The 21,207-nt window shown below is 56.8% G+C and carries 20 protein-coding genes; 8 read left to right on the forward strand and 12 right to left on the reverse strand.

Translation table 11 applies throughout. From position 1 onward, the window contains the following. Nucleotides 1–242: 242 nt before the first annotated feature. Nucleotides 243–1,124: a DUF4351 domain-containing protein gene (locus HQL76_13975; protein ID MBF0110273.1), complete on the forward strand. Its 882-nt coding sequence runs from the start codon at nt 243–245 to the stop codon at nt 1,122–1,124. Nucleotides 1,125–1,192: 68 nt separating this feature from the next. On the opposite strand, the gene gspE is transcribed toward HQL76_13975, so the two are convergent. From gspE to HQL76_14035, 12 genes are all read right to left on the reverse strand, one after another. Next, nucleotides 1,193–2,728 carry a type II secretion system ATPase GspE gene (gene gspE / locus HQL76_13980; protein ID MBF0110274.1) on the reverse strand — a complete coding sequence of 512 codons (1,536 nt, stop codon included), beginning with the start codon at nt 2,726–2,728 and terminating at the stop codon, nt 1,193–1,195. After that, nucleotides 2,718–5,195 (reverse strand): type II secretion system secretin GspD, encoded by a 2,478-nt coding sequence (gspD, locus tag HQL76_13985; protein MBF0110275.1) that lies wholly within the window; start codon nt 5,193–5,195, stop codon nt 2,718–2,720. The genes gspE and gspD overlap by 11 nt, the downstream gene beginning before the upstream one ends. A 188-nt stretch (nt 5,196–5,383) precedes the next feature. Further along, on the reverse strand, nt 5,384–5,959 hold the full coding sequence (locus HQL76_13990) for a hypothetical protein (protein MBF0110276.1): 576 nt from the start codon (nt 5,957–5,959) through the stop codon (nt 5,384–5,386). 124 nt (nt 5,960–6,083) lie between these two features. Continuing rightward, entirely contained in the window at nt 6,084–7,280 is a 1,197-nt protein-coding gene (gene nrfD / locus HQL76_13995; GenBank protein ID MBF0110277.1) for a polysulfide reductase NrfD, read from the reverse strand. 10 nt (nt 7,281–7,290) lie between these two features. Then, nucleotides 7,291–8,037 carry a 4Fe-4S dicluster domain-containing protein gene (locus HQL76_14000; protein MBF0110278.1) on the reverse strand — a complete coding sequence of 249 codons (747 nt, stop codon included), beginning with the start codon at nt 8,035–8,037 and terminating at the stop codon, nt 7,291–7,293. A 25-nt stretch (nt 8,038–8,062) separates the two neighbouring features. After that, the gene (locus tag HQL76_14005; protein MBF0110279.1) at nt 8,063–8,356 is read right to left on the reverse strand and encodes an Hdr-like menaquinol oxidoreductase cytochrome c subunit; all 294 of its coding nucleotides are present in this window, start codon (nt 8,354–8,356) and stop codon (nt 8,063–8,065) included. A 114-nt stretch (nt 8,357–8,470) separates the two neighbouring features. After that, complete coding sequence (gene dsrH, locus HQL76_14010) at nt 8,471–8,767, reverse strand: sulfurtransferase complex subunit TusB (GenBank protein ID MBF0110280.1); 297 nt, start codon at nt 8,765–8,767, stop codon at nt 8,471–8,473. A 17-nt stretch (nt 8,768–8,784) separates the two neighbouring features. Next, a complete protein-coding gene (gene tusC / locus HQL76_14015) occupies nt 8,785–9,189 on the reverse strand; it encodes a sulfurtransferase complex subunit TusC (protein MBF0110281.1) in 405 nt (134 codons plus the stop codon). 13 nt (nt 9,190–9,202) lie between these two features. Next, on the reverse strand, nt 9,203–9,559 hold the full coding sequence (gene tusD / locus HQL76_14020; GenBank protein ID MBF0110282.1) for a sulfurtransferase complex subunit TusD: 357 nt from the start codon (nt 9,557–9,559) through the stop codon (nt 9,203–9,205). Nucleotides 9,560–9,829: 270 nt separating this feature from the next. Next, the gene (locus HQL76_14025; GenBank protein MBF0110283.1) at nt 9,830–11,263 is read right to left on the reverse strand and encodes a cobyrinate a,c-diamide synthase; all 1,434 of its coding nucleotides are present in this window, start codon (nt 11,261–11,263) and stop codon (nt 9,830–9,832) included. 182 nt (nt 11,264–11,445) lie between these two features. Further along, nucleotides 11,446–12,528, reverse strand: coding sequence for an MBL fold metallo-hydrolase (locus HQL76_14030; protein MBF0110284.1), 1,083 nt, complete (start codon nt 12,526–12,528; stop codon nt 11,446–11,448). 72 nt (nt 12,529–12,600) lie between these two features. Then, complete coding sequence (locus HQL76_14035) at nt 12,601–12,969, reverse strand: cyclic nucleotide-binding domain-containing protein (protein ID MBF0110285.1); 369 nt, start codon at nt 12,967–12,969, stop codon at nt 12,601–12,603. 203 nt (nt 12,970–13,172) lie between these two features. On the opposite strand from HQL76_14035, the gene hemH reads away from it, so the two are divergent. From hemH to HQL76_14070, 7 genes are all read left to right on the forward strand, one after another. Beyond that, nucleotides 13,173–14,195 carry a ferrochelatase gene (gene hemH / locus HQL76_14040; GenBank protein ID MBF0110286.1) on the forward strand — a complete coding sequence of 341 codons (1,023 nt, stop codon included), beginning with the start codon at nt 13,173–13,175 and terminating at the stop codon, nt 14,193–14,195. Between the two features lie 148 nt (nt 14,196–14,343). Continuing rightward, nucleotides 14,344–14,817, forward strand: coding sequence for a hypothetical protein (locus tag HQL76_14045; protein ID MBF0110287.1), 474 nt, complete (start codon nt 14,344–14,346; stop codon nt 14,815–14,817). A gap of 214 nt (nt 14,818–15,031) precedes the next feature. Further along, on the forward strand, nt 15,032–17,818 hold the full coding sequence (locus tag HQL76_14050) for a bacteriohemerythrin (protein MBF0110288.1): 2,787 nt from the start codon (nt 15,032–15,034) through the stop codon (nt 17,816–17,818). An 88-nt stretch (nt 17,819–17,906) separates the two neighbouring features. Then, nucleotides 17,907–18,290 carry a hypothetical protein gene (locus HQL76_14055; GenBank protein ID MBF0110289.1) on the forward strand — a complete coding sequence of 128 codons (384 nt, stop codon included), beginning with the start codon at nt 17,907–17,909 and terminating at the stop codon, nt 18,288–18,290. Nucleotides 18,291–18,593: 303 nt separating this feature from the next. Continuing rightward, nucleotides 18,594–18,986, forward strand: coding sequence for a DUF1640 domain-containing protein (locus HQL76_14060; protein MBF0110290.1), 393 nt, complete (start codon nt 18,594–18,596; stop codon nt 18,984–18,986). Nucleotides 18,987–19,172: 186 nt separating this feature from the next. Continuing rightward, nucleotides 19,173–19,322: a hypothetical protein gene (locus HQL76_14065; GenBank protein MBF0110291.1), complete on the forward strand. Its 150-nt coding sequence runs from the start codon at nt 19,173–19,175 to the stop codon at nt 19,320–19,322. A gap of 12 nt (nt 19,323–19,334) precedes the next feature. Further along, nucleotides 19,335–21,170 (forward strand): carbamoyltransferase, encoded by a 1,836-nt coding sequence (locus HQL76_14070; GenBank protein MBF0110292.1) that lies wholly within the window; start codon nt 19,335–19,337, stop codon nt 21,168–21,170. Nucleotides 21,171–21,207 lie beyond the last annotated feature (37 nt).

Consider the following 21,207-nt stretch of genomic DNA (forward strand, 5'->3'; position numbering starts at 1 on the left):
TCAAACGCCTTGCGAACTTGCAGATCGATTGTGGGTGAAAAATTCCCTGGATCCCGAAGTCGAAAAACTACGTATCCAAAAATAGGTGCGGTTTAATTTCTCGGATTACCCTGAGTATTGTCCCTCTTAAACACATAACCAATAGAAATAAAAGTGGGCTGTGACAATAACGGTGGCAAAACATACTGGCATGGTCTTGTTGGCGAAACACTGCGCGTGCTTTTGGGACCAATCGCATTGAAGTGCGCACGGAAGTCCAGGTTGCCTCAATTCCGCCCAAGGCGGATTTGATTTTGATTCAGCGAAAGAAAAATGTCGGGAGTGGTTGGACGGAAGAACAGAAGCTACGTCTGGCGGATGGGCTGGGTGACCTTGTTGCAGACCAGATTTTAGCTGAAGTGAAAATAAGAGAAAGTCTGAACGAAAAAACCCTCTCCTGGCTTTCAATGTACGATGCGCTGTATCTGGACACGGCAAAACTGGATCGTCATCAATTGCGGAGTGTAATCATCAGTGCCATAACACCGCGGAAGGAATTTCTGGAACGGTATTTTTTCAAACCTGTTGGACCGGCGGGTGTTTACGAAAGTGTCCCCTATTGGGGTGGACCTGTCCGGCTGATCGTTCTCAACGACTTGGCAAACGAACCACAAAACGCTCCGCTAAAATGCTTCGCCAGTCGCATGGATGAACAAAAAAAAGCGTTCGAGACAATCATGCGAACAGAACTGTTCAAGATCTCGGAAGCCTTTGGACAGATCGTTGCTGGTTTATGGAGGTTGAAAATGAAAGGGTCAATGGAAACTCCCGGAATGGAAGAAATCACCCCCGAATATGTCATTGAACTCGGGAAAAAATGGATCGCTTCGATGATGGAGGCAACACCAGACCAGGAACTTTTTTCATTACCAAGATTTGAACAGAGACTGGTGCGAGAACATCAGGATGGGCGTCAAAAGGAAGGGGCATTGATTTTGACACGTCTTCTGCAATACCGCTTTGGCACTGTTCCTGAATGGGCCGATGATAAAATTTCCAAGGCAGAATTACCTTCCCTGGAACATTGGAGCCTGCGTATTTTCGATGCGCAATCGCTGGAGGATGTTTTTTCGGACAAATCGTGATGCAACCGGTTCACTGAACTTGATGCAACGATCTTCCCCTTGCCAGTCCCTCGGCTGTGCCATTTCTCTCAATCTTCACGGGTAACGCGCAAAATTTCTTCCAATGTCGTCAACCCTTCATTGGCCAAACGCAACCCATCCTCCCGCAAACTGCGACTCATCGTCCGCGCATGAAGGGTCAGGGCCTGTTCGCCAGCGTCATTGTGGACCAATTGTTTCATTTTTTCATCCATGGGCAGGTATTCATAAATCCCCGCCCGCCCCGAATAACCACTGCCACCACATTTTTCACAACCGACCGCGGCAGGAACCTGGCGGGGCATGAGAAAGCTTTCCTCCAGTCCCAAATCCTTGCGGTCGATGGCGGTCGATGGACGCATGGTCCGGCACGATTCGCACAACAGACGCACCAACCTCTGCGCCACCACGGCCACCAGACTCGATGACAGCAGATACGATTCCACCCCCATGTCACGCAACCGGGTCACCGCACCGATGGCACTGTTGGTGTGCAACGTGGAAAGCACCATGTGACCCGTCAAACTTGACTGCACCGCAATCCTCGCTGTTTCCAGATCACGGATTTCCCCAACCATGACCACATCGGGATCCTGACGCAGAATGGCCCGCAGCCCACGGGCAAACGTCAGTTCGACCTTGGGATTGACGTGGGTCTGGCTGATCCCCTCGATGTTGTATTCGATGGGGTCCTCGACCGTCATGATGTTGCGGGATTGATCGTTGAGCCGTTTAAGAATGGCATAAAGGGTTGTCGTCTTGCCCGATCCGGTCGGTCCGGTCACCAGAATGATCCCGTTGGGTTTGTGGATCGCCCGGTCGAGGACATCGCGCATCTCGGCAACCATGCCCAACTGTTCCAGCCCCAATCGCCCCGCCTGGCGATCCAGAAGACGCATGACCACCCGTTCCCCAAAACCGGTGGGGATGGTCGAAACCCGCACATCCACCGGTCGTCCGGCAATCCGCAAGGCAATCCGGCCATCCTGCGGCAATCTTTTTTCGGCAATATCGAGCCGCGCCATCACCTTGACGCGAGAGACGATCAACGGCGCCAACGCCTTTTTCGGCTCAAGAATGGTCTGCAACACCCCATCGATGCGAAACCGCACCACGAGAAAACTTTCATAGGGCTCCAGATGAATATCCGAGGCGCCACGCTTCACCGCCTCGGTCACCAGGGCATTGATCAGACGGATGATCGGGGCATCGTCATCGCTGTCGGCCAGGTCCTTTGGCTCCTCCAGATCCCTGGCCACCTGACTCAGGTCCATCGCCTCGTCGATGGCTTCCATATCCCGCATCGCCTGCGTGGACCCCTCCTCGAACGCCGTCCGCAACGTATGCTCAAAGACCTCCGGCGTCATGAATTCGATGGCCAGGGATCCCGTAAACCGTCGCCGCACCTCCATCAACGCCGTCAACGATACATCCTGTCGGCATTGGACCACCACCGCTCCATCATGCCCAAACGAAACCAGAACCCCCATCCGTTTGGCAAACGAATAGGAAACGCCGTGCTGCACCCGCTCCCGTTCCTCAACGGCAATGGCCGCCCTCGCTTCAGGACCCGATTCAATCCCCATAGTCCTGACTTTCCCTGTAAACCTTCCCCCCAACCGCCGCCGGCCCGACCGACGAAACCTCCGTCCCATGACCCCGAGGCCCGGTCGTCGTCACCGGTGTCGTCTCGGAAAAAGTGTCACCCGACGACACCAGAAGTTTTGGCGCGGCGAAGATCATGGCGGATTGATTTTTTTCCATTCCAAAAAATTCCACATTCTCCCTGGGAACGGACATCAACAACGAACCACTTCGCTCCATGACGGACGGCGCCGCATCGGGACCATCCTCCACAACCGTCACGGCAACCGGTTTGCCCTCCTCCCGCGCCGTCACGGTCCTTGAATCCACCGCGACCTTGACCGGTTTGCCCTGATCCCCGACGGCTGTCGCCCCCGTTTCCGGTGCCGAGGAGATGGATCCACCCATGGAAGGGGATGCCTCCGAACGGGTTGCATTTCCCTCCGTCGTTCCCCCCGGAGATGCTGGCAGATCCTCCTGGAGAATTTCCCGATGTTCCACCCTTCGGGACATCCGCAACTGCTCACCCCATTCCGGAAGGATCGGCGGCTTCTCATCCAACTTGACGGGCCCCTTGATCTCTGGGACCTCCAGCTGAATCGATCGCATGATCCGGTAACTCTCCTCCGTGGCGGCATCGCCCGAAGTCTCGGTGTGCAGAATCTGCGGTCTGAGAAAGACCATCAGATTGGTTTTGACATCCGCCGACCGTTCGGCGCGAAACATCGTCCCCAGCAAGGGAAGATCACCCAGAAAAGGAACCTTGGCGGTCGTCTGCTGCATATCGTCCTGAATCAGCCCCCCCAGCACAAGAATTTGCTGATTTTCCACCAGGACAGAGGTCTTGATCCGCCGCGTCCGCGTCACTGCGTCCGACAAGGTAATGTTCGCCGCGTCAGGCAACAGGCTTGAAACTTCCTGGTCGATGTCCATGCGCACCGTATCCCCCTCGGTGACCAGGGGACGAACCTTCAGGGAAAGGCCGACATTTTCCCGGGTGATGGTTTGAAATGGATTGCCCGCATTGTTGGTGGTACTGGAGGTAATGAACGGAACTTCCTGGCCGACGACGATTTCCGCCTCTTCATTGTCCAGGGTCACGATGGAGGGGGTCGAAAGAATGTTGGTATCGGCATCGCTTTTCAATGCCCGCAGCAGGGCGATCAGATTGGTCCCATCGGTCCCCCCGACCAGGAGTCCCGCCAAACTGTTGACCACCGTCACTGCCTCCTGCGACTCCGGCTTTTTGCTTGCCGCCCCCAACTGAAGCAGCCCCGGATTGGCGGAAGGAAAATTGATCCCGCCGATGACCTTGTCCTCGTTACCCGTCCCCAGATTGCCCCACTGAATCCCCAATTCCGCAACCTTGTCGTTGGACACCTCGGCGATGATTGCCTTGACCATGACCTGCTTGCGCCGTCGGTCCAACACGCGCACCACCTCGGTCATCGAACGCAACAGGTCCACCGGGGCGGAAATGACCAACGAGTTGTCTCCGGTATAGGCCTGGACATTGACCAGGGAGTTTCCCTTATTGTTTTCCTGTTTGTTGTCCTTGAGATAGTTCTCGCCCATATTGGCCAATACCTTGGCCAGTTCCTCTGCCTTGGCATATTTGAGGCCGATCACCCGGGTATTGCCCGACACCTCGACTGCCCCATCCAGTTTGCCAATGATCATCCGCATTCGTACCCGGGCATCCTGATGTCCCCCGAGCAGAATGGAATTGGTCCGTTCGTCGGCGACAATCACCACCTTTTCCTGGGAATTGTCCGGGGCCATGATCTTGGAAAGTTCGCTGGCGATCCTCTGGACATCCGAGGCCTTGGCATGCTCCAGGGTGACCGTTTCGATGGTTTCGGTAAACGGACGATCGACCCGTTCGAGCAGCTTTTCCAGGCGGGCGATTTCCGCCGAACGTCCCGAGATGACCAGGGAATTGGTATCCGGATGGGCCGACATATGGGCCTTGGGACCCAGCATCGGACGCAAAACCGGGATGATCCGCCCCGCATCGACAAAACGCAACGAAAAGACCTGCGCCACGACCTCATCGCTGCCGCCGCTGGCCATGGAATCGGATTTTGCCTGATATTTCAGATCGTTGTCCGGGAGAATCTTGATGACGTTGCCAACCGGAACCGCCATGAACCCATGGACTTCGAGGATCGACAGGAACATGGCGTACAACTCATCCCCGGAAACCGGCTTGTGGGAAACGACCGTCACCTTGCCCTGTACCTTGGGATCGAGGACAAAGTTTTTTCCCGTCGCCTTGGCCACCGTCTCCACCAGGGTTTCCAGATCCGCCCCTTTCAGATTGAGGGTGATGTTGTTGGATGACCCTGCCACAGCCCCGGAGGGAGCAACCGGTGTTGTCGCGGAGGTAGTTTCCGCCACCACCGCTGCCGGCCAACCCAGCAATAGCGCCAATATTCCGGACAACCTCAAGGCCGCCATTGGTCTCATGCGTCGTATCCTTAGTCTTCCTCATTACTGCCAACCTACGGATCTGGGAAGGGGCGAAAGGTAATTGCCCAGGGACCTTCCCCGGTTCGAAATTATTGAAAGAAAAAAGGGGTCTGGGGGATTGCCCCCAGGGTTTTGATTTTGACTTTGTTTTTCCACGCGCCATTTCACCCGAAGCAAGATTCCCGTCAGGCATCGGGAGGGCGAATTTCCAGAATCGCCCGGGGCAATTTCAATGCCTCCAACCGTCCACCCCGGTCCAGAATCACCCGGTCACTCTCGACCGCATACAACCACACCCCCCCGGTCACTTCTTCACCAACCGCAAACACCTTCTCCGGAGCATCGGCCAATTTGATCAAAGCAAATGCCGGAATTCTGGTGCCATCAATGAACAAAATACCATGCAACTGAAAATTCAGGCTCGTGTCGGGAAGATTCCGGGTGTCTGCCGCCAAAGTCGTCCCCCCCGGTCCCACCTGACTGCCAAAAGGATGCCACTGGGTCATGGTGGTCAAATCAAGTTTCTCCCCACCCCCCGGACTGCCCGCCGAGCTGACCACTGCCCCCCCGACCTCGACCGCTCCCGAAACATCCATGGCGCGCAACAACGATCGAACCTCCGACTGAAGATCAAAGGCAAACAATGGCAACAGCAACAGATTGAGCATCCATGGAGAAAACCGCGAACGTCCCCCGGACTTGAAAATCCCGTTCCGGCGTCGCCACCATTCGATCACATCGTTCCATCGAGGCTTTTTCATGATTCCCTCCACCACCAGCTTCGATTTCAGGAGACCCAAGTCAAAAAGCCCCGCCTCTTTACAAAGGCGGGGCTTGCAATAATCAGTCCAACAGCCGATTTTCGACCGGCAACCGTTGATCCGGTCACGGGCTCCAGGGAAGTTCCCATCCCTTCGGCGGCACCGCCTTGGCGGGAAGCAATCGGAAAAACTTGATGCCCAGGAGGAACAACAAGGCACTCAGGCCGATCCCCCCGAATCCAAGGACAAATTCAACCAGAGCAGGCGTGTACAGCGCGTCATGACCATCCAGGAAAACACTGTTGGTCTGGAAACCCGGAAACATGTCGAACGGATAGGCCTGTCCCGCCAAGAGGACATGGGCCACGAAGCCAAACGCACCCACGACCGTGATTCCGGAAGCGGCCATCACCCCGGAAACCGTATTGCCCATGCGACTGTTGAAAAGGATCGCCAAGGGAAAGATCACGCAACAACCCCAGACACCAAACCAGTACAACCATGCCCATGGCCCCGTGAGCAACCATGTTTCGACCTCGTAAAACGCGGGCGAATAAAATTTGGTGAATTTTTCCACAACGAACAGGTACCCCACCAACAGGGTAAAGAAAATCAGGGCGTTACGAAGACCGAACACCAGCTTTTCATCCATGAAGCGTCCGGTCCTGCGGTAGGTGCTGACAAGAATGATGGTCGAAAGGGCCGTCCCCGAGGTCAAGGACACCGCCACGAACATCGGACCGGTGATCGCCGAATGGAACACGTCGCGGGCCTGGATGACCCCGAAGATCGAGCCGGTGCCGGTGGTCAGGATCACCCTCCAGGCAAAGGCGGTCGAACCCACGACCTTGGTGTATTGCTTGTACTCGAACATGCTCCAGAGGTAGAGGATGCAGAGGACGAGAAAGCCGGAATACAGAAAGACATTCCAGGTAAACATGGAGCGAAAGTTCATGTGAAGCATCGGCAGCAGCAGACGGTCGGGCCGTCCCAGATCGAGCAACAACACCGTCAGACCGCCGACGAGCAGGACGATCGACAGAAAGGCGGAAAAGCGGGTGAACTGCTTGAACTGGATCGTGGCGAACACCGTGGACATGGAGCCCAGATTGAGCGCCCCCGAGGCCATGACCAGCAGAGTGATGGCGAATACATGCGGCATTCCCCAGACCACCTGGTTATTCATGCCCGTGATGCCGTGCCCCAGGATTTCGATCGCCAGAAACGCCCCCAGTCCGAGCAACAACAACAAGGAACAGACACCGACAAGGGTCCAGTATCCCCGGGAACGGCCCTCGATGGCGGAAAACTCACTCAACATCTCACCCTCCCTAGATCCCCTGATAGTGAACACGCGGGTTCAGCCCCAGATCGGGACGTATGGTCGTCGTCCGGACTTCTCGGATGCGAACGGAGATTTCCGATTGAGGATCGTTCAGATCGCCGAACAACATGGCATTTCCCCCCTCCTTGCCACAGGCTTCGACGCAGGCGGGAATACCGCCATTGTCGATCCGATGGACGCAGAAGGTGCATTTTTCCACCACCCCCTTGGCACGGATGGGAACGTTGGGGTTGACGTTGGCGTCCCGATTGGGCGTGCTGTAAACCAGGGAGCGGGCCTTGTAGGGACAGGCGATCATGCAATAGCGGCAACCGATACAGCGATGCATGTCCACCAGAACGATTCCATCCTTGCGAACAAAGGATGCCTGGGTCGGACAGACATGGACACACGGCGGATGTTCGCAGTGGTTGCACAGGACCGGCAAACTGCGATCCGGAGCGCGTCCGTTGCGGTCATGAAGATCCACCTTGCGGATCCAGTGAATATCGCGCCTGGGGTCGCCGACGATGGGGACATTGTTTTCCGTCCGGCAGGCCTGGGTGCAGGCGGTGCAGGAAGAATCGCAGCGGCTGGCGTCGATGAGCATTCCCCACCGATGCCGTTCGGATGCCTCGGTGACATCCCCAGCCGCATCCCCGGGAGCGGCGACCAGGCGCAACCCCGGAGCGAGCGCCACCCCGACCGCCAAGACCCCTCCAAGTCCCAAAACCGATCTTCTGTCCATGGTCATGGTTGCAGTTCCCGTATCACCATCCCTATTGAGGATAAATATGACATTCAAAACAGTCCGGCTCCACCGCGACATAGTCGTGACAACGGTCGCAGAACCGGTTGTGACTCGTATGGCATTCGGCACATTTTTGCAGGCTCTCGGATCGGACACGCAACCCTTCCCGAACCGTCAGCGACCGTTTGTGCTTGAGAAAGTCCATATGATTGCGCCGCATCCAATCGGTCGGACGAACGCAGTGTTCCCCCTTCGGTTTTTCCAGTTGCGGCGGTCCAGCCTCAAGGGTGGAAGGAAATCCTCCCACGATTCCCAGAAGCAAGGCGAGAAACAGAACGACGCTCATTCGGGCAGCCAGCGATCGAAACAGCTCCACGATTAAACTCCCGGCAAGGACCGGTAGCCCGGCCCGGATGGTTTCCTTGGAACGAAGCGATTACAGCCAGGAATGGACCTTGTTTTCCACGACAAGGTCCACGAATCCGGCGTAGTCCGTGATCTGGACCCCGTCGATCGTCTCCTTCAGGGCACGGGCTTTCAGGTCGGCGCCCAGCGCAAAAACCTGTATTTTTCTGCCCAGTGCGGACGCCACCAGGTCCGATTTGGCGGTACCGGGAATCGCACCATAGACGCCATCCTCCATGAGGAGGACGCAGTCCCCCTCATGAGTAAACCGCAGACAGCTTTCAAGGGCGCTGTTTTGAAATGGAGATTTATTGATGGTATGAAGCATGTCCGTTCGACCCTCGATTAGAAGCTCAGGATATTGTGCTGTTGTGCCATCATGGCGGCGATTTCGGCGGAATCGACCATCCGGGGGCGAATGGGTTCCTCGGTATCTTCGTCCTCGCCGATGACCAGAAGGTCCTCCTCGGTCAGTCCACGCTCTTCCATGGACTGGCGATCGACGAACACCTTCTGGATTTCGTAATCGACCAGGACCCCGTAAGTAGCCTCGAACCCCTTGATGCCCAGTTCCTTGGTATCCTGCCCCGCCTTGAGGGCGTAGACGCCGTCGTCCATGAAGACCACCGAGATGTCCGCATCGTAGGCGGCCATGATCAATTTGACCTCCAACCCCTCGTAGACATAGATGGTGCCATGAGGTGGCTTGCGGACGGTGAACATGATTTTTTTCTTGCTTTCTTCCGACATGAAACTGCCTCCCTCAATCTCCGAAGATCACCATGCGTTCGGCCTCGATGGCCATCATGGTCAATTGCCCCAACCCGGAAATCCGCACGTTGGGAACCAGAACCTCATCGACGATGCCGCGCCGTTTGGCGGCCGCGATGCAAACGACGATGTCGATTCCGGTGGCCCCGAGTTCGGACCAGCGATTGGCGATATGCCGATCATCCTGGGGGGGCTCCATCAGCCGGGTCACGTTGTAGACGCCGTCATGATAAAAGAAAATTCCACGAATTTCATGCCCCTTGGCAATAGCCGCCTTGATGAAATTGTAGGCGCTGTCCGAGGCTTCGTGATTGTATGGCCCTTCGTAAATACACACTGCTAGTTTCATGCCCGCCTTCCTCCGATTGAAGCCGCATCCCGCGCCGGCCAAGCCAAACCCGGCAGTCGCGGAAACGAAATAAAAAATGACCCATGCGCGCCGGGGGCCTTTTCGAGCACCAGCCGTCCTGTCCGGCCCTCATGGATGAAATCGCCAAACAGCATATCACGAAATGATGATATTGAACCAAGGGATCATCCAAAGCAAGGCAGAATATGATGGCGAGCGCGCCCTGATTTTCGGATTTGATACACCAGGATTCCGCTTATGCCCAGCCCGTCACACAACCGCCCCCCGCCGCCAGAAGTCGGCGAGAAAACGGGCCCATCCCGGAAATCCCGCGGCATGAAAATGGGCATATCCGGCAAGGCAGTTGCGATGGATCAGACCGTCATGCCGCCCATCCACGCCGGTCCCGCGAAGGACGCGAAAGGCGAAGTCAAGATTGGCGTCATTGGGAAGGATTCGGGAATAATGAAACTCGTGACAATGCACCCGAACCCCTTCTCCCGGCCATGAGGTCCGGCCCGTCCCTTCCAGTTCAAGATAACCATGCCCTTGTGGCCGATGGTTCATGGCGACCTCCACGGGAAGGACTCCGGCCATTGCCGCGGCACGATCGCCCCAATAGATCCGTTGCGCCAGGACCATCAGTCCGCCGCACTCGGCGTAGATCGGCATTCCTTCGGCCCCTTTGCGCCGGAGGTCCTCCATCAGGGCAGCATTTCCCTCAAGCCGGTTCATGAAGACCTCGGGAAACCCCCCGCCGATATAGAGTCCCTGAATCCCCGAGGGAAGGCGGTCGTCTTCGAGCAGGGAAAAGCGGACCAGTTCGATCCCTTCGTCGGCCAGAGCCTCAAGGTTGTCGGGATAATAGAAATGAAACGCCCGATCCATGGCGTATCCGACCTTGATTCTCGCCCCCCCCGCCCGAGTCGAGGAAACGGCGATGGCCAAGGCCTCCGGCCTGGAATCCCGGACCGGAGGCGGCGATGACGGTAACATGGCCCGATGCCCAAGGTCGAGGAGTCCATCAAGGTCCACGGAATCCTCGACCATGGCGGTGATCGCCTTGATCTTGCCGGCAAGTTCCTCCTGTTCCATGGCGGGGTGAAGACCCAGATGGCGCTCCTCGATGCCCACGTCCCGCCCCCGGATCACCGCTCCGAGGACAGGCAGGGGGACATGCTGGCGCATTGCCGCGCGCAACCGTTTTTCCTGTCGTGCCGAGGCGACATGATTGAGGATGATCCCCTGGATGGTCTCGCCCCCCTGAAACGCAAGATGTCCCAGGACGACCGGGACGATGCCCCGGGTCGCCCCGCGACAATCGACCACCAGCACCACCGGCGCCTCCAGGTCCGCCGCCAACGCGGCGCCGCAATCGCTCCCCAGCGGATCCTGTCCGTCGAAAAACCCATGATTATCCTCGATCAGGGCCAGATCGGCCCCCAGCGCATGGCGGAAGAACCCGGAGCGAACCCCCGCACGCCCCATCATGAAATAATCAAGATTGCGGCATGGACGACCGGCGGCCCGGGTCAGCCAGGAGGGATCGATGAAATCGGGTCCCTTCTTGAAGGGACGTATATCCAGACCACGCCCCCGCAACGCCGCGGCGATGCCGATGCACAAGGTCGTTTTTCCCGAACTTTTCCGGGTCGCCGCGATCATGATCCGCGGGATGGCGATCCGCTCTTCCCCGGTCACCATTGAATTTCCATCCCGCTCGCCGCATTTTCAGAACGGCCACGCCACCGGTATTGCCCAAACATCAATGTTCCCTTCGTCCGCTGAATCCGATCTCCGTTTTCCAGAGTCCAGTTCAACAGAATGAAGGGAATTTCGTCAAGGTTCCCCTCGTCCCGGAAAAAGAAACCCATCGAGACCGGCAGTCACTTTTTCCGGCGCTGACTGCGCGACAGTTCGGCCATCCATTCCATCAGGACATCCTGGTTGGCGGCGGAATGGATGAACTTCAGACGGGTGTTCCCCTTGAGATGGCCGACGACACACCCCTCGATCCGACCGATCCTGGGAATGGAGAGCGACACGTTCGTTCCAGGATCCAGGGCAACGGTCCGATCCAGCCGGACGCCATCGAAGGAAATGTCCACCAGTCCGACCGGATGGTCGGCGGACGGCAGATGGAGCATCGCCTCGGAAGACAAGGCATGCCGCGGATTGGTCCGTCGTTCGGCGGCACGGCGTGAATAGGTGGCGGTCGCCTTGACGATCTGCTGAAACGAGCCGCCGACCTGGATGGAATCGAACAGGTAACGGGTATCGTTCATCAGGGCCTTGGCCCCCTTGATCGCCCGATCCATGTCCTCGGACGGGGTGGTGGACATCCGGCCATGCCCCGGATACAGCGCCGTCAGACGAAATTCGCGCAGTCGTTCCAGACTGCTGATATAATCGCTGATGTTTCCCGAGGAAAAAATACCGCCAAGAATCCCCCCGGCGAAAATCGTATCCCCGGTAAACAATGCGCCACGTTCCGTTTCATAAAAAGAGACCGAACCCGAACTGTGCCCGGGGGTATAGAGCGCCCGCAAGGCCAACCCGCCCAAATCGATGGACACCCCCTCCTCCAGCCGGATGTCCACATGAAATTGCCGCAATCCCCCTTCGAACGCGCCACTCATGGCGGAAAATTGATCGTTGAGACGCACCTTGTCGGCGGTACGCGCATGGGCGGCGGTGACGATGCGCTCGGGCAGCCGCGGTACCCCACCCACATGATCGACATGCTCGTGGGTCAACAGGATCATCTGGACATCTTCGATCCCCAAACCGATCCCATGCAAACTGTCCAGCAGATACTCATGATCGCTTCCCATCCCCGTATCGATCAGGGCGACCTTTCGGGTCCCCTTGAGGACAAAGACGTTGCATCCGCCCCCCTTGCGCCCCGGAACCAGGAAAATATCCTTGTCGATCTCGGTAACGAATTCGTTCTCGCTCGCCACTGCCACGGATGTATTCTCCCCAAAGGATCATTTCTGACCGGCCCGATTCCGGATGGTCGAAGGCCATGCCCGGAACACTCAGCCCTCGTTCTTTTTTCGCAGCCGGTTGGCCATGACCCCAAGAACCACCAGCGCAAAGGCGGGTTGTTGACTGACAAGATAGATGAAATGCGGCGCATCGATCGCCAATACACGAGCCCCCTGGGGACCGGCAACAGCCCCGGCGGAACGGGGACTGTTGTCAACCAAGGCCATTTCTCCGAAAAATTCACCCTTTCCCAAATGCGCCACGACCACCGTGCCACCATTGGCCTCGATGGTGATGTCCACCTGCCCCTCGGAAATCACGAACATGGTGTCTCCCGGGGCACCCTGGCGAAAGATTTCCTGGGCGGCGTCGTATACTCTGAGAAACCGGGTGTTGAACCCAAATTCGTTGACATCCATCGTTCGCGTTCCCCTTGTGGCAGCCATGAATCGATCGGATACTTGTCGAGTCTGGATCACATCGGCCCCTGATTCAAACCCCAACGAAAAGCGAATTGACCCGTGTCAACACCAACCGCCAAAATTCTGGTCGTCGCCCCTGCCTGCACCACCTGCCCGATCGCCAATAGGGCAACAACGGGCATGGCGGCGCACCATTTTCCATGCAAACCCCTTGGGCAACGATTCCCATGAACCCACCCGGACTCCTGCTCCTCCAATTGGGCACCCCCGACCACCCCGATACCCCCTCGGTCCGGAAGTATCTGGCTGAATTTCTTTCCGACCCCATGGTCGTGGACCTGCCGCGGTTCTATTGGCTCCCCATTTTGCATGGCGTCATCCTGCGCACCCGCCCCAAGAAGTCGGCGCGGCTCTATCAAAAAATATGGTGCGACAACGGCCTGTCGCCGCTTCTTCATCACAGTCAAACACTCACTGCCGCCATCGCCCACCACTTCGGCGCCACCCTGACGACCCGACTCGCCATGCGCTATGGACGACCGGACCTTGAGGAAACCCTCCGCGAATTTCAACGCCTGGGGGTGGAACGGCTGCTGGTTCTGCCCCTGTTTCCACACTATTCCGGGGCCACCACCGGTTCGGGGATCGCCCGCATTTTTCAGATCCTTTCCCGTTTCATTCCGATTCCGACCCTGCGCATCATCCCCCCCTTCCACGATCATCCCGGATACATCCAGTCACTGGCCCAGAGAATTCACACGCAGGGCGCCTCGACCCCGGAGCGGCATTATCTGTTTTCCTTTCATGGTCTGCCCCTCGGACATGTCCGGCGCGGCGATCCTTATCCCCGCCATTGCGCCACCACCGCCGAACTTCTCGCCCAGGCCCTTTCCCTGAAAAAGGACCGGTGGACCCTGGCCTATCAGTCACGGTTTGGCCGCGATGAATGGCTTTCCCCAAATACCGCAACCCTTCTGGCCACCCTCCCGAAAAAGGGGATCACCGACCTGACCGTCGTCTGTCCTGGATTTGTCGCCGACTGCCTTGAAACCCTTGAGGAAATCGCCATTTCCGGCCAAAAGGAATTCATCCGCCATGGCGGTCGGACCTTTCATTTTGTCCCCTGCCTCAACGATTTTCCTCCCTGGATCGCGGCACTGACCCGAATTATCGAAGATGAACTGAAAGGATGGATGCCCGATTCAAATCCGACATCCCTTTAACCCTCCCCTTTTTCACAAACTTCATGATAGAATGGTGATCATGTGTTGTTCATCATTTCGGCAAATCCATCCGATTCGAATCACTTTCCGGCTCAAGTGACGTATCAGGCCAATCTCAAGGACCGTCTTCGGCGGCAGGTAAACGCTCATGTACAAAATTCCCCAACTCAAATCCCTTGACGAAGCGCAACTTCTCGTCGAAGAACTTGTCAGCAAGGTCAATGAGGCCAGCAGCGAGCTCGAACTGGCAAAGAATTATTCGCGAAAAAATGCCGAGGTGATCGAAAAGCTGGCCGCATCGGCCCAGGAAATCGGTCAGGCTGTCAAAATGATCAAGAACATTGCCGGACAGACCAACATGCTGGCCCTGAACGCCGCCATCGAGGCGGCGGGTGCCGGAGAGGCGGGAAAGGGGTTCGCCGTCGTCGCCAATGAAGTCAAGGACCTGGCGCGACAAACCGCCGAGGCGACCAACCTGATCTCCCAGAAAATGGGTGAAATCCAGAAAAACACCGCCGAAGCCTCGAATACGGCCCAGGAAATCACGCAAAGTATCGACAAAATCAGGGATTCGAACGCGGAAATCATGCAGGTCGCCCGTGATTCCGCCGACGCGCAATGATCGATCGACAATGACCCGAACCCACGAAAATGACTTGAGAACAACAAGAAACAGACATGGCTCGAATCCGGTTCCTCTGCCTTGGGAACGGGCCGGTCACGCCCGTGAATCATCGCGTGACTTCGCCGAAATCGCAACACCTTCGTCGATGGTCTTTTCAAGCCTTGAACTGCCTTCAGCCCGATAAGGTTTCGTCATGAATTTCCTGTACAGAATGAGTGTCCGAAATCGCATCATCATCCTGATTCTCCTCGCTGCCTGTGGCTCGCTGATCTCGGGACTGATTCCAGTCCTGTCATCGAAGGACCGTCTACTCGAAGAACGCGAGCAGGAAATTCGTCTGGTCGTCGATTCGGTCTTCGGCATCATGCGGTACTACCATGAACGACACCAGGCCGGCGCCATGACCCTGGAAGCGGCCCAGGAACAGGCTGTCGAACAGATCAAGTCGCTGCGATACGGCCCGGATGACAACTACTTTTGGATCAACGACGACACACCCGCCATGATCATGCACCCGTTCAAACCGGAATTGAACGGGACCAGCCTGGTCAACTTTGTCGATCCGGTCGGCAACAAGCCGTTCGTCATGATGACCGAGGTCGTGAAACGGCAACAGGAAGGATTTGTCCATTACATGTGGCCAAAACCGGGATTGGCGGATCCGGTACGCAAGATTTCTTTTGTCAAAGGTTTCGCCCCCTGGCGGTGGATGATCGGTTCGGGGATCTATGTCGATGATGTCGAGATCGAATTCCGCGATAATCTACTGATCGTTCTGATCGACCTTCTTATTCTGGCAGTCGGGATGACACTCCTCTTTCTGCTCATTTCCCGATCGATCCTCAAACAACTGGGAGCGGAGATCGTTCCACTCCTTGATGCGGTAAGCCGGTTGGCGGGGGGGGATGTCACATCGAGGGTACACACTGCCAGGGGACGGGCGGTCGAAGGGGTTGGCGGGGCCATCAACGACCTGGCCGACAGCCTGAACGAAGTCATGCAGGTGATCGTTCTGCATTCGGGCAGCATCAGCGCCTGCGCCGGCGAACTTGTCAAAATACGCTCGCTCGTGGTTGCCGATGCCAACCAGTCCAACCGGATCAGCGAGGAAGTGCTGCAAAACAACGAAAATCTATCCCGGGAAATCGCCGCCATCACCGAAAAGATCGCCCTGGTCAGTGGCAACATCCAGGCCGTTTCCACCGCCGCCCACCAGGTTTCGGGAAACGTCTCCACCATCGCCTCGGGGGCCGAGCAGGCGAGTGCCAACATTTCGACCATGGCCGCTGCCGCCGAGGAAATCACCGCCAACCTTGGCGGGGTCAACCAAAGTTTGGAACGGGTCGATCATTCGGTCCAGGCGGTCGCCACGTCGATCCATGACATGTCCCGGTCCCTGGGAGGGGTGCGCGACCTGTGCGAGGGGGCCAGTCAGGAATCGAGCAAGGCCAAGGAACTGGCGGAACAGACCCAAAGCATCATGGACCGTCTGTCGCAATCGGCCAAGGAGATCGGTCAGGTCGTCGATGTCATCAACAACATTGCCGAACAAACCAACATGCTGGCCCTGAACGCATCCATTGAGGCGGCAGGGGCTGGAGAATCGGGGAAGGGATTCGCGGTCGTCGCCAACGAAGTCAAGGAATTGGCGCGACAAACCGCGCAGGCGACCCATATGATCTCCGACAAGATCCATGGCATCCAGGCCAATACCCGAGAGGCCGCCTTTGCCAACGATGAAATCGGCAAGGCCATTTCACGGATCAATCAATCCAATGTGGAAATCACCCTGTCGGTGGACCAACAAAACAAGACGGTCCACGCCATTTCCGACGCGATCAACACCGTGGCGCAAAGCGCCGCTTCGGTAACCCGCAACGCGGGAGAACTTAATTTTGCCGCCCAGGAGGTCGCCCGTTCCGCCCAGGAAGCGGCCCTGGGGACCGCGGAGGTCGCGCGTACCGCCGGAGAGGTCGCCTCCGGCGCCGAAGCGGTAGCCAGGGAAAGCTCTTCGGCGGAAACCATGTCCAGGGAAATCCGCGCCTCCGCCGAAATGACCGAGGCCGCCTCGAAAAATGTGCAGGAACGGATGGTCGAGGCCAACAAAATCTCCCAACAGGCCCTGGGCTCCGCCTTCCAGTTCCAGAGAATGGGGTCCGTGCTTCAGGACATGACCGGCGCCCTTTTCGCCGCCCGCATGGAGATGAACACGGGCACACCCATTTTTGAAATGCGTCAGGTCAAGGGATCCTATCTGGCCATCCAGGCGCTTCTGGAACAGATCATTCAGGGACGCATCACCCCCGATTTGAAACTGCTTGGCGAACCCAAGGAAACTCCCCTGGGAACATGGCTGGCAGGCACCCAGGCCGGACAGTTCGAACCAAAAGCCACGCTCGATGACGTCAAGAATCTCCATCAGGAATCCCATCGACTGGCAGAAAATGTCATCAGCATCATTGCGGAAAAAGGGTGGGATGGCCGGGACGAGGCCAATCAGGCGTTCGACAAATTCCTGGCCAACAGAAAAAAGCTGTTCACCCTCCTCAACAACATGTACATGGCGGGTTCGGTCGCATCCGGCAGCAACCGCATCTTCTTTCCCTGGACCCAGGAACTGGTCACGACCATTCAGTTTGTCGATGAGGACCACAAGAAACTGGTCGAAATGGTCAATGACCTGCACCGCGCCATGAAGGAGGAAGAGGGCTCCAACAAGGTTGGCGCCATCATCGATGGCCTGGTCGATTATGCCAAGACCCATTTCACCCGGGAAATGGACATGCTGCGAAAATACGATTATCCGGAGGTGGAGGGACACAGCGGCAAACATGACCGACTGGTGGCCCGTCTCAAGGAACTGTCGGAAAAATATCACCAGGGAGAATTCACGGTTGTCATGGACCTTCTGGCCCTCGCCAAGGACTGGCTTGTGGAACACATTCTGCGGACCGACATGCGTTATGTCGATCATGTCAAACAACGGGGACAGCAGTAGATTTTTCTTGGAAACGCCAACCGCATGCGCTGGAAGTCACACCACGGGCACGGCCATGTCGTTTCATGTTCCGATCGAAAGGAAAGCAATGCACACAGGATCCTCGGACAGGGCGTTTGGCGTCGTTTTCACCCTTTTTTTTCTTCTTGTCTTCCTCTTTCCGTTACTGAATCAGGAACCGGTCAACTCGTGGGCGCTCATCCCCGCAACCTTGTTTGCGCTCCTGACCTGGCTCCGTCCCGCCCTCCTTCATCCACTGAACCTGGTTTGGACGCGAATCGGCCTGTTGCTGCACCATGTCACGACGCCAATCCTGATGAGCCTGATTTTCTTCCTCACGGTCACACCGATTGCCCTTCTGATGCGCCTGTTCGGCAAACGGCCACTGGCGCTTGAATTTTCCCCCGACAGGGACAGTTATTGGATGCCAAGGAAAACGCCTGATCCTGATTCGATGAAGCAACAGTTCTGACCTTCAGAAATGGGATGTCTCACCTCTATTTTTTTCCACTTCCCACCCCCTATGGAAACCGGACAAATCATTTGCTGCCGACATTGCAAAGGAATCTATCTCAGTGTTAGGATACAGCCGTTTAAGTTGTCCCTCTGAATTTTTTCTCCTCTTCCTTTGGGAAAGGGGGGTAAGGGGATCGACACTTTGATCAACGGTAACCCTACAGAAAGATCTCGTCGCCGGTTTTGCATGCGCTTTTGGCACGCCAGGGGCTGAAATCAACTGAATGAATGTCACACGCCCTGGTCAGGCAACCTGCCCATGGAGGGGTCCGTTATGTCACTGGTGTTTGATTCGCTGGCCTACGCCAAAAAATTGAAGGCCGCCGGTGTTCCCGAGGCCCAGGCAGAAATACAGGCTGAAACCATCGTCGAATGGATGGAAGAACGCTTGGCCACCAAGCTGGAACTGGAACAGGTCCGGGTGGATTTGAAGCGAGATATCAAGGAACTTGATGTCAAGATCGAGTCGGTCCGGGCAGAGTTGAAGCGGGACATCGAGTCAGTCCGGGCGGAATTGAAGCGGGACATCGAGTCAGTCCGGGCGGAATTGAAGCGGGACATCATGGAACTGGAGCAACGCATGGTGATCAAGCTCGGGAGTCTGATGTTCGTGGCGGTCGGAGCTGTGGCCGCGCTGGTGAAACTGCTTTGACATCCGTGCGACGCACGAACGCAACAACCACCAGATGAGTAACCGTTCAGATCCCGTCATTCCCTGCTACAGCGGGAATCCAGAATTTGCTTCAGCCTCCCTGGATCCCTGCTTTCGCTTAGGATGACGCTTGTCAAAGGGGGTATGAACGGTTGCCTTAAAATCCATCCGATCGGAGCAGTTGTCATGTCCTTTTTTCCCGAATTGTGGGCGTTCATGCGCATCCGAAAAAAATTCTGGCTGCTGCCCATTTTGATCATGTCCGTCCTTCTGGGAGGACTCATCGTCCTGAGCCAGGGATCAGCCGTCGCCCCCTTCATCTACACCCTTTTCTAGGCCCATTGAACGGTGTATATTCTCGGCATTTCCGCTTGGTATCATGACAGCGCCGCGGCATTGGTTCGGGATGGAATCATCATCGCCGCGGCCCAGGAAGAACGGTTTACCAGGAAAAAACACGATCCCGATTTTCCCGTCCAGGCGATCCGCTATTGTCTTGCCGCGGGTGACATTCCGCTGGCCAAAGTGGATCGGATCGTCTTTTACGACAAACCTTTCCTCAAATTTGAACGCCTGCTCGAAACCTATCTGGCGTTTGCCCCAAGGGGATTTTCCTCGTTTCGCATGGCGATGGCGGTATGGATCAAGGAAAAGCTGTTTCAAAAAAAATTGATCCTGGACCAATTGAAAAGCTTGGACAGCGACTTTTCCGGTGAGAACCTGTTGCTGTTTGCCGAACACCATCAAAGTCATGCCGCCAGTGCCTTCTATCCGTCCCCCTTCGCCGAGGCGGCCATCCTGACCATGGACGGTGTCGGGGAATGGGCCACGACCTCCACGGGAATCGGACGCGGCAACGCACTGGAAATCACCCGGGAAATCCATTTTCCCCATTCACTGGGACTGCTCTATTCTGCCTTCACCTATTATACCGGCTTCAAGGTCAATTCGGGCGAATACAAGGTCATGGGTCTGGCCCCTTATGGTCAACCCCGTTTTGCCCAGACCATTCTGGACAACCTCATCGATCTGAAACCCGACGGATCGTTTCGCATGGACATGTCCTACTTCAATTATTGTACCGGCATGACCATGACGGGGGAAAAGTTTCACCGCCTTTTCGGTGGGCCTCCGCGCACCTCCGAGGAACGACTGACACAACGAGACATGGATCTGGCGGCCTCCATTCAAGCGGTCATCGAAGAGGCAGTCTTGCGTCTGACGCGCAGTCTTTCCCAGGAAACAGGCCTGGCCAATCTTTGTCTGGCGGGTGGGGTGGCGCTCAACTGTGTCGCCAACGGAAAAATTCTCCGCGACGGGCGCTTCAAACAGATATGGATCCAACCCGCGTCGGGAGATGCCGGCGGGGCACTGGGGGCGGCGCTGGCCGCCTGTCACTGGCACCTGGGGCTTCCCCGGACCATCCCTTTCACTCAGGATGCCATGAAGGGATCCTATCTTGGACCCGAGTTTTCACAGGAGGAGATCGAACGACGACTGACCGCGGTGGGTGGTCGCTTCAGCACACTCAGCGAAAGTGATCTTCTGGATGCCGCGGTTCAGGCGCTGATCGAAGAAAAGGCCCTCGGCTGGTTCCAGGGACGGATGGAATTTGGTCCCCGTGCCCTGGGGGCCCGTTCCATTCTCGGGGATGCCCGGTCGGACCGGATGCAATCGACCCTCAATCTCAAGGTCAAATTTCGCGAATCCTTCCGCCCCTTCGCCCCCTCGGTGTTGCGTGAATCGGTTCATGAATGGTTCAACCTTGATACCGACAGCCCCTACATGCTTCTGGTGGATGACGTCCTGCCGCGCATTCGCCGACCGATGACCGAGGAGCAACAAAAGCTGTTCGGAATCGAAAAACTCAACGTTCCCCGCTCCTCCATCCCTGCCGTCACGCATGTGGACTACTCCGCCCGCATTCAGACCGTGCATCGAGAGACCAATCCGCTTTACCATGCCCTGATCGAACGTTTCAAGGCCCGTACCGGCTGTCCCGTCCTCGTCAACACCAGCTTCAACGTTCGCGGCGAACCCATTGTCGGTTCTCCGGAAGACGCATTTCATTGTTTCATGGGGACTGGCATCGAGACCCTGGCGATCGGTCGTTGTTTTCTGCGCAAGGAAGAGCAGGATCCGAAACTGCTGGTCGATTACAAGGACCGGTTTGAGTTGGATTGAGGCGCAAGCCCCCCGGACACGAAATCGTTATCTTTTT

This window comes from Magnetococcales bacterium (assembly GCA_015228815.1).
In the GTDB taxonomy this organism is placed as follows: domain Bacteria; phylum Pseudomonadota; class Magnetococcia; order Magnetococcales; family UBA8363; genus UBA8363.

Bases quoted from the DNA above. Each gene is read 5' to 3' on its own strand.
- gspE (MBF0110274.1), bottom strand. From the start codon at position 2,728: ATGGGGATTGAATCGGGTCCTGAAGCGAGGGCGGCCATTGCCGTTGAG.
- gspD (MBF0110275.1), bottom strand. From the start codon at position 5,195: ATGAGACCAATGGCGGCCTTGAGGTTGTCCGGAATATTGGCGCTATTG.
- HQL76_13990 (MBF0110276.1), bottom strand. From the start codon at position 5,959: ATGAAAAAGCCTCGATGGAACGATGTGATCGAATGGTGGCGACGCCGG.
- nrfD (MBF0110277.1), bottom strand. From the start codon at position 7,280: ATGTTGAGTGAGTTTTCCGCCATCGAGGGCCGTTCCCGGGGATACTGG.
- HQL76_14000 (MBF0110278.1), bottom strand. From the start codon at position 8,037: ATGACCATGGACAGAAGATCGGTTTTGGGACTTGGAGGGGTCTTGGCG.
- dsrH (MBF0110280.1), bottom strand. From the start codon at position 8,767: ATGCTTCATACCATCAATAAATCTCCATTTCAAAACAGCGCCCTTGAA.
- tusC (MBF0110281.1), bottom strand. From the start codon at position 9,189: ATGTCGGAAGAAAGCAAGAAAAAAATCATGTTCACCGTCCGCAAGCCA.
- tusD (MBF0110282.1), bottom strand. From the start codon at position 9,559: ATGAAACTAGCAGTGTGTATTTACGAAGGGCCATACAATCACGAAGCC.
- HQL76_14025 (MBF0110283.1), bottom strand. From the start codon at position 11,263: ATGGTGACCGGGGAAGAGCGGATCGCCATCCCGCGGATCATGATCGCG.
- HQL76_14035 (MBF0110285.1), bottom strand. From the start codon at position 12,969: ATGGATGTCAACGAATTTGGGTTCAACACCCGGTTTCTCAGAGTATAC.
- hemH (MBF0110286.1), top strand. From the start codon at position 13,173: ATGCAAACCCCTTGGGCAACGATTCCCATGAACCCACCCGGACTCCTG.
- HQL76_14045 (MBF0110287.1), top strand. From the start codon at position 14,344: ATGTACAAAATTCCCCAACTCAAATCCCTTGACGAAGCGCAACTTCTC.
- HQL76_14050 (MBF0110288.1), top strand. From the start codon at position 15,032: ATGAGTGTCCGAAATCGCATCATCATCCTGATTCTCCTCGCTGCCTGT.
- HQL76_14055 (MBF0110289.1), top strand. From the start codon at position 17,907: ATGCACACAGGATCCTCGGACAGGGCGTTTGGCGTCGTTTTCACCCTT.
- HQL76_14060 (MBF0110290.1), top strand. From the start codon at position 18,594: ATGGAGGGGTCCGTTATGTCACTGGTGTTTGATTCGCTGGCCTACGCC.
- HQL76_14065 (MBF0110291.1), top strand. From the start codon at position 19,173: ATGTCCTTTTTTCCCGAATTGTGGGCGTTCATGCGCATCCGAAAAAAA.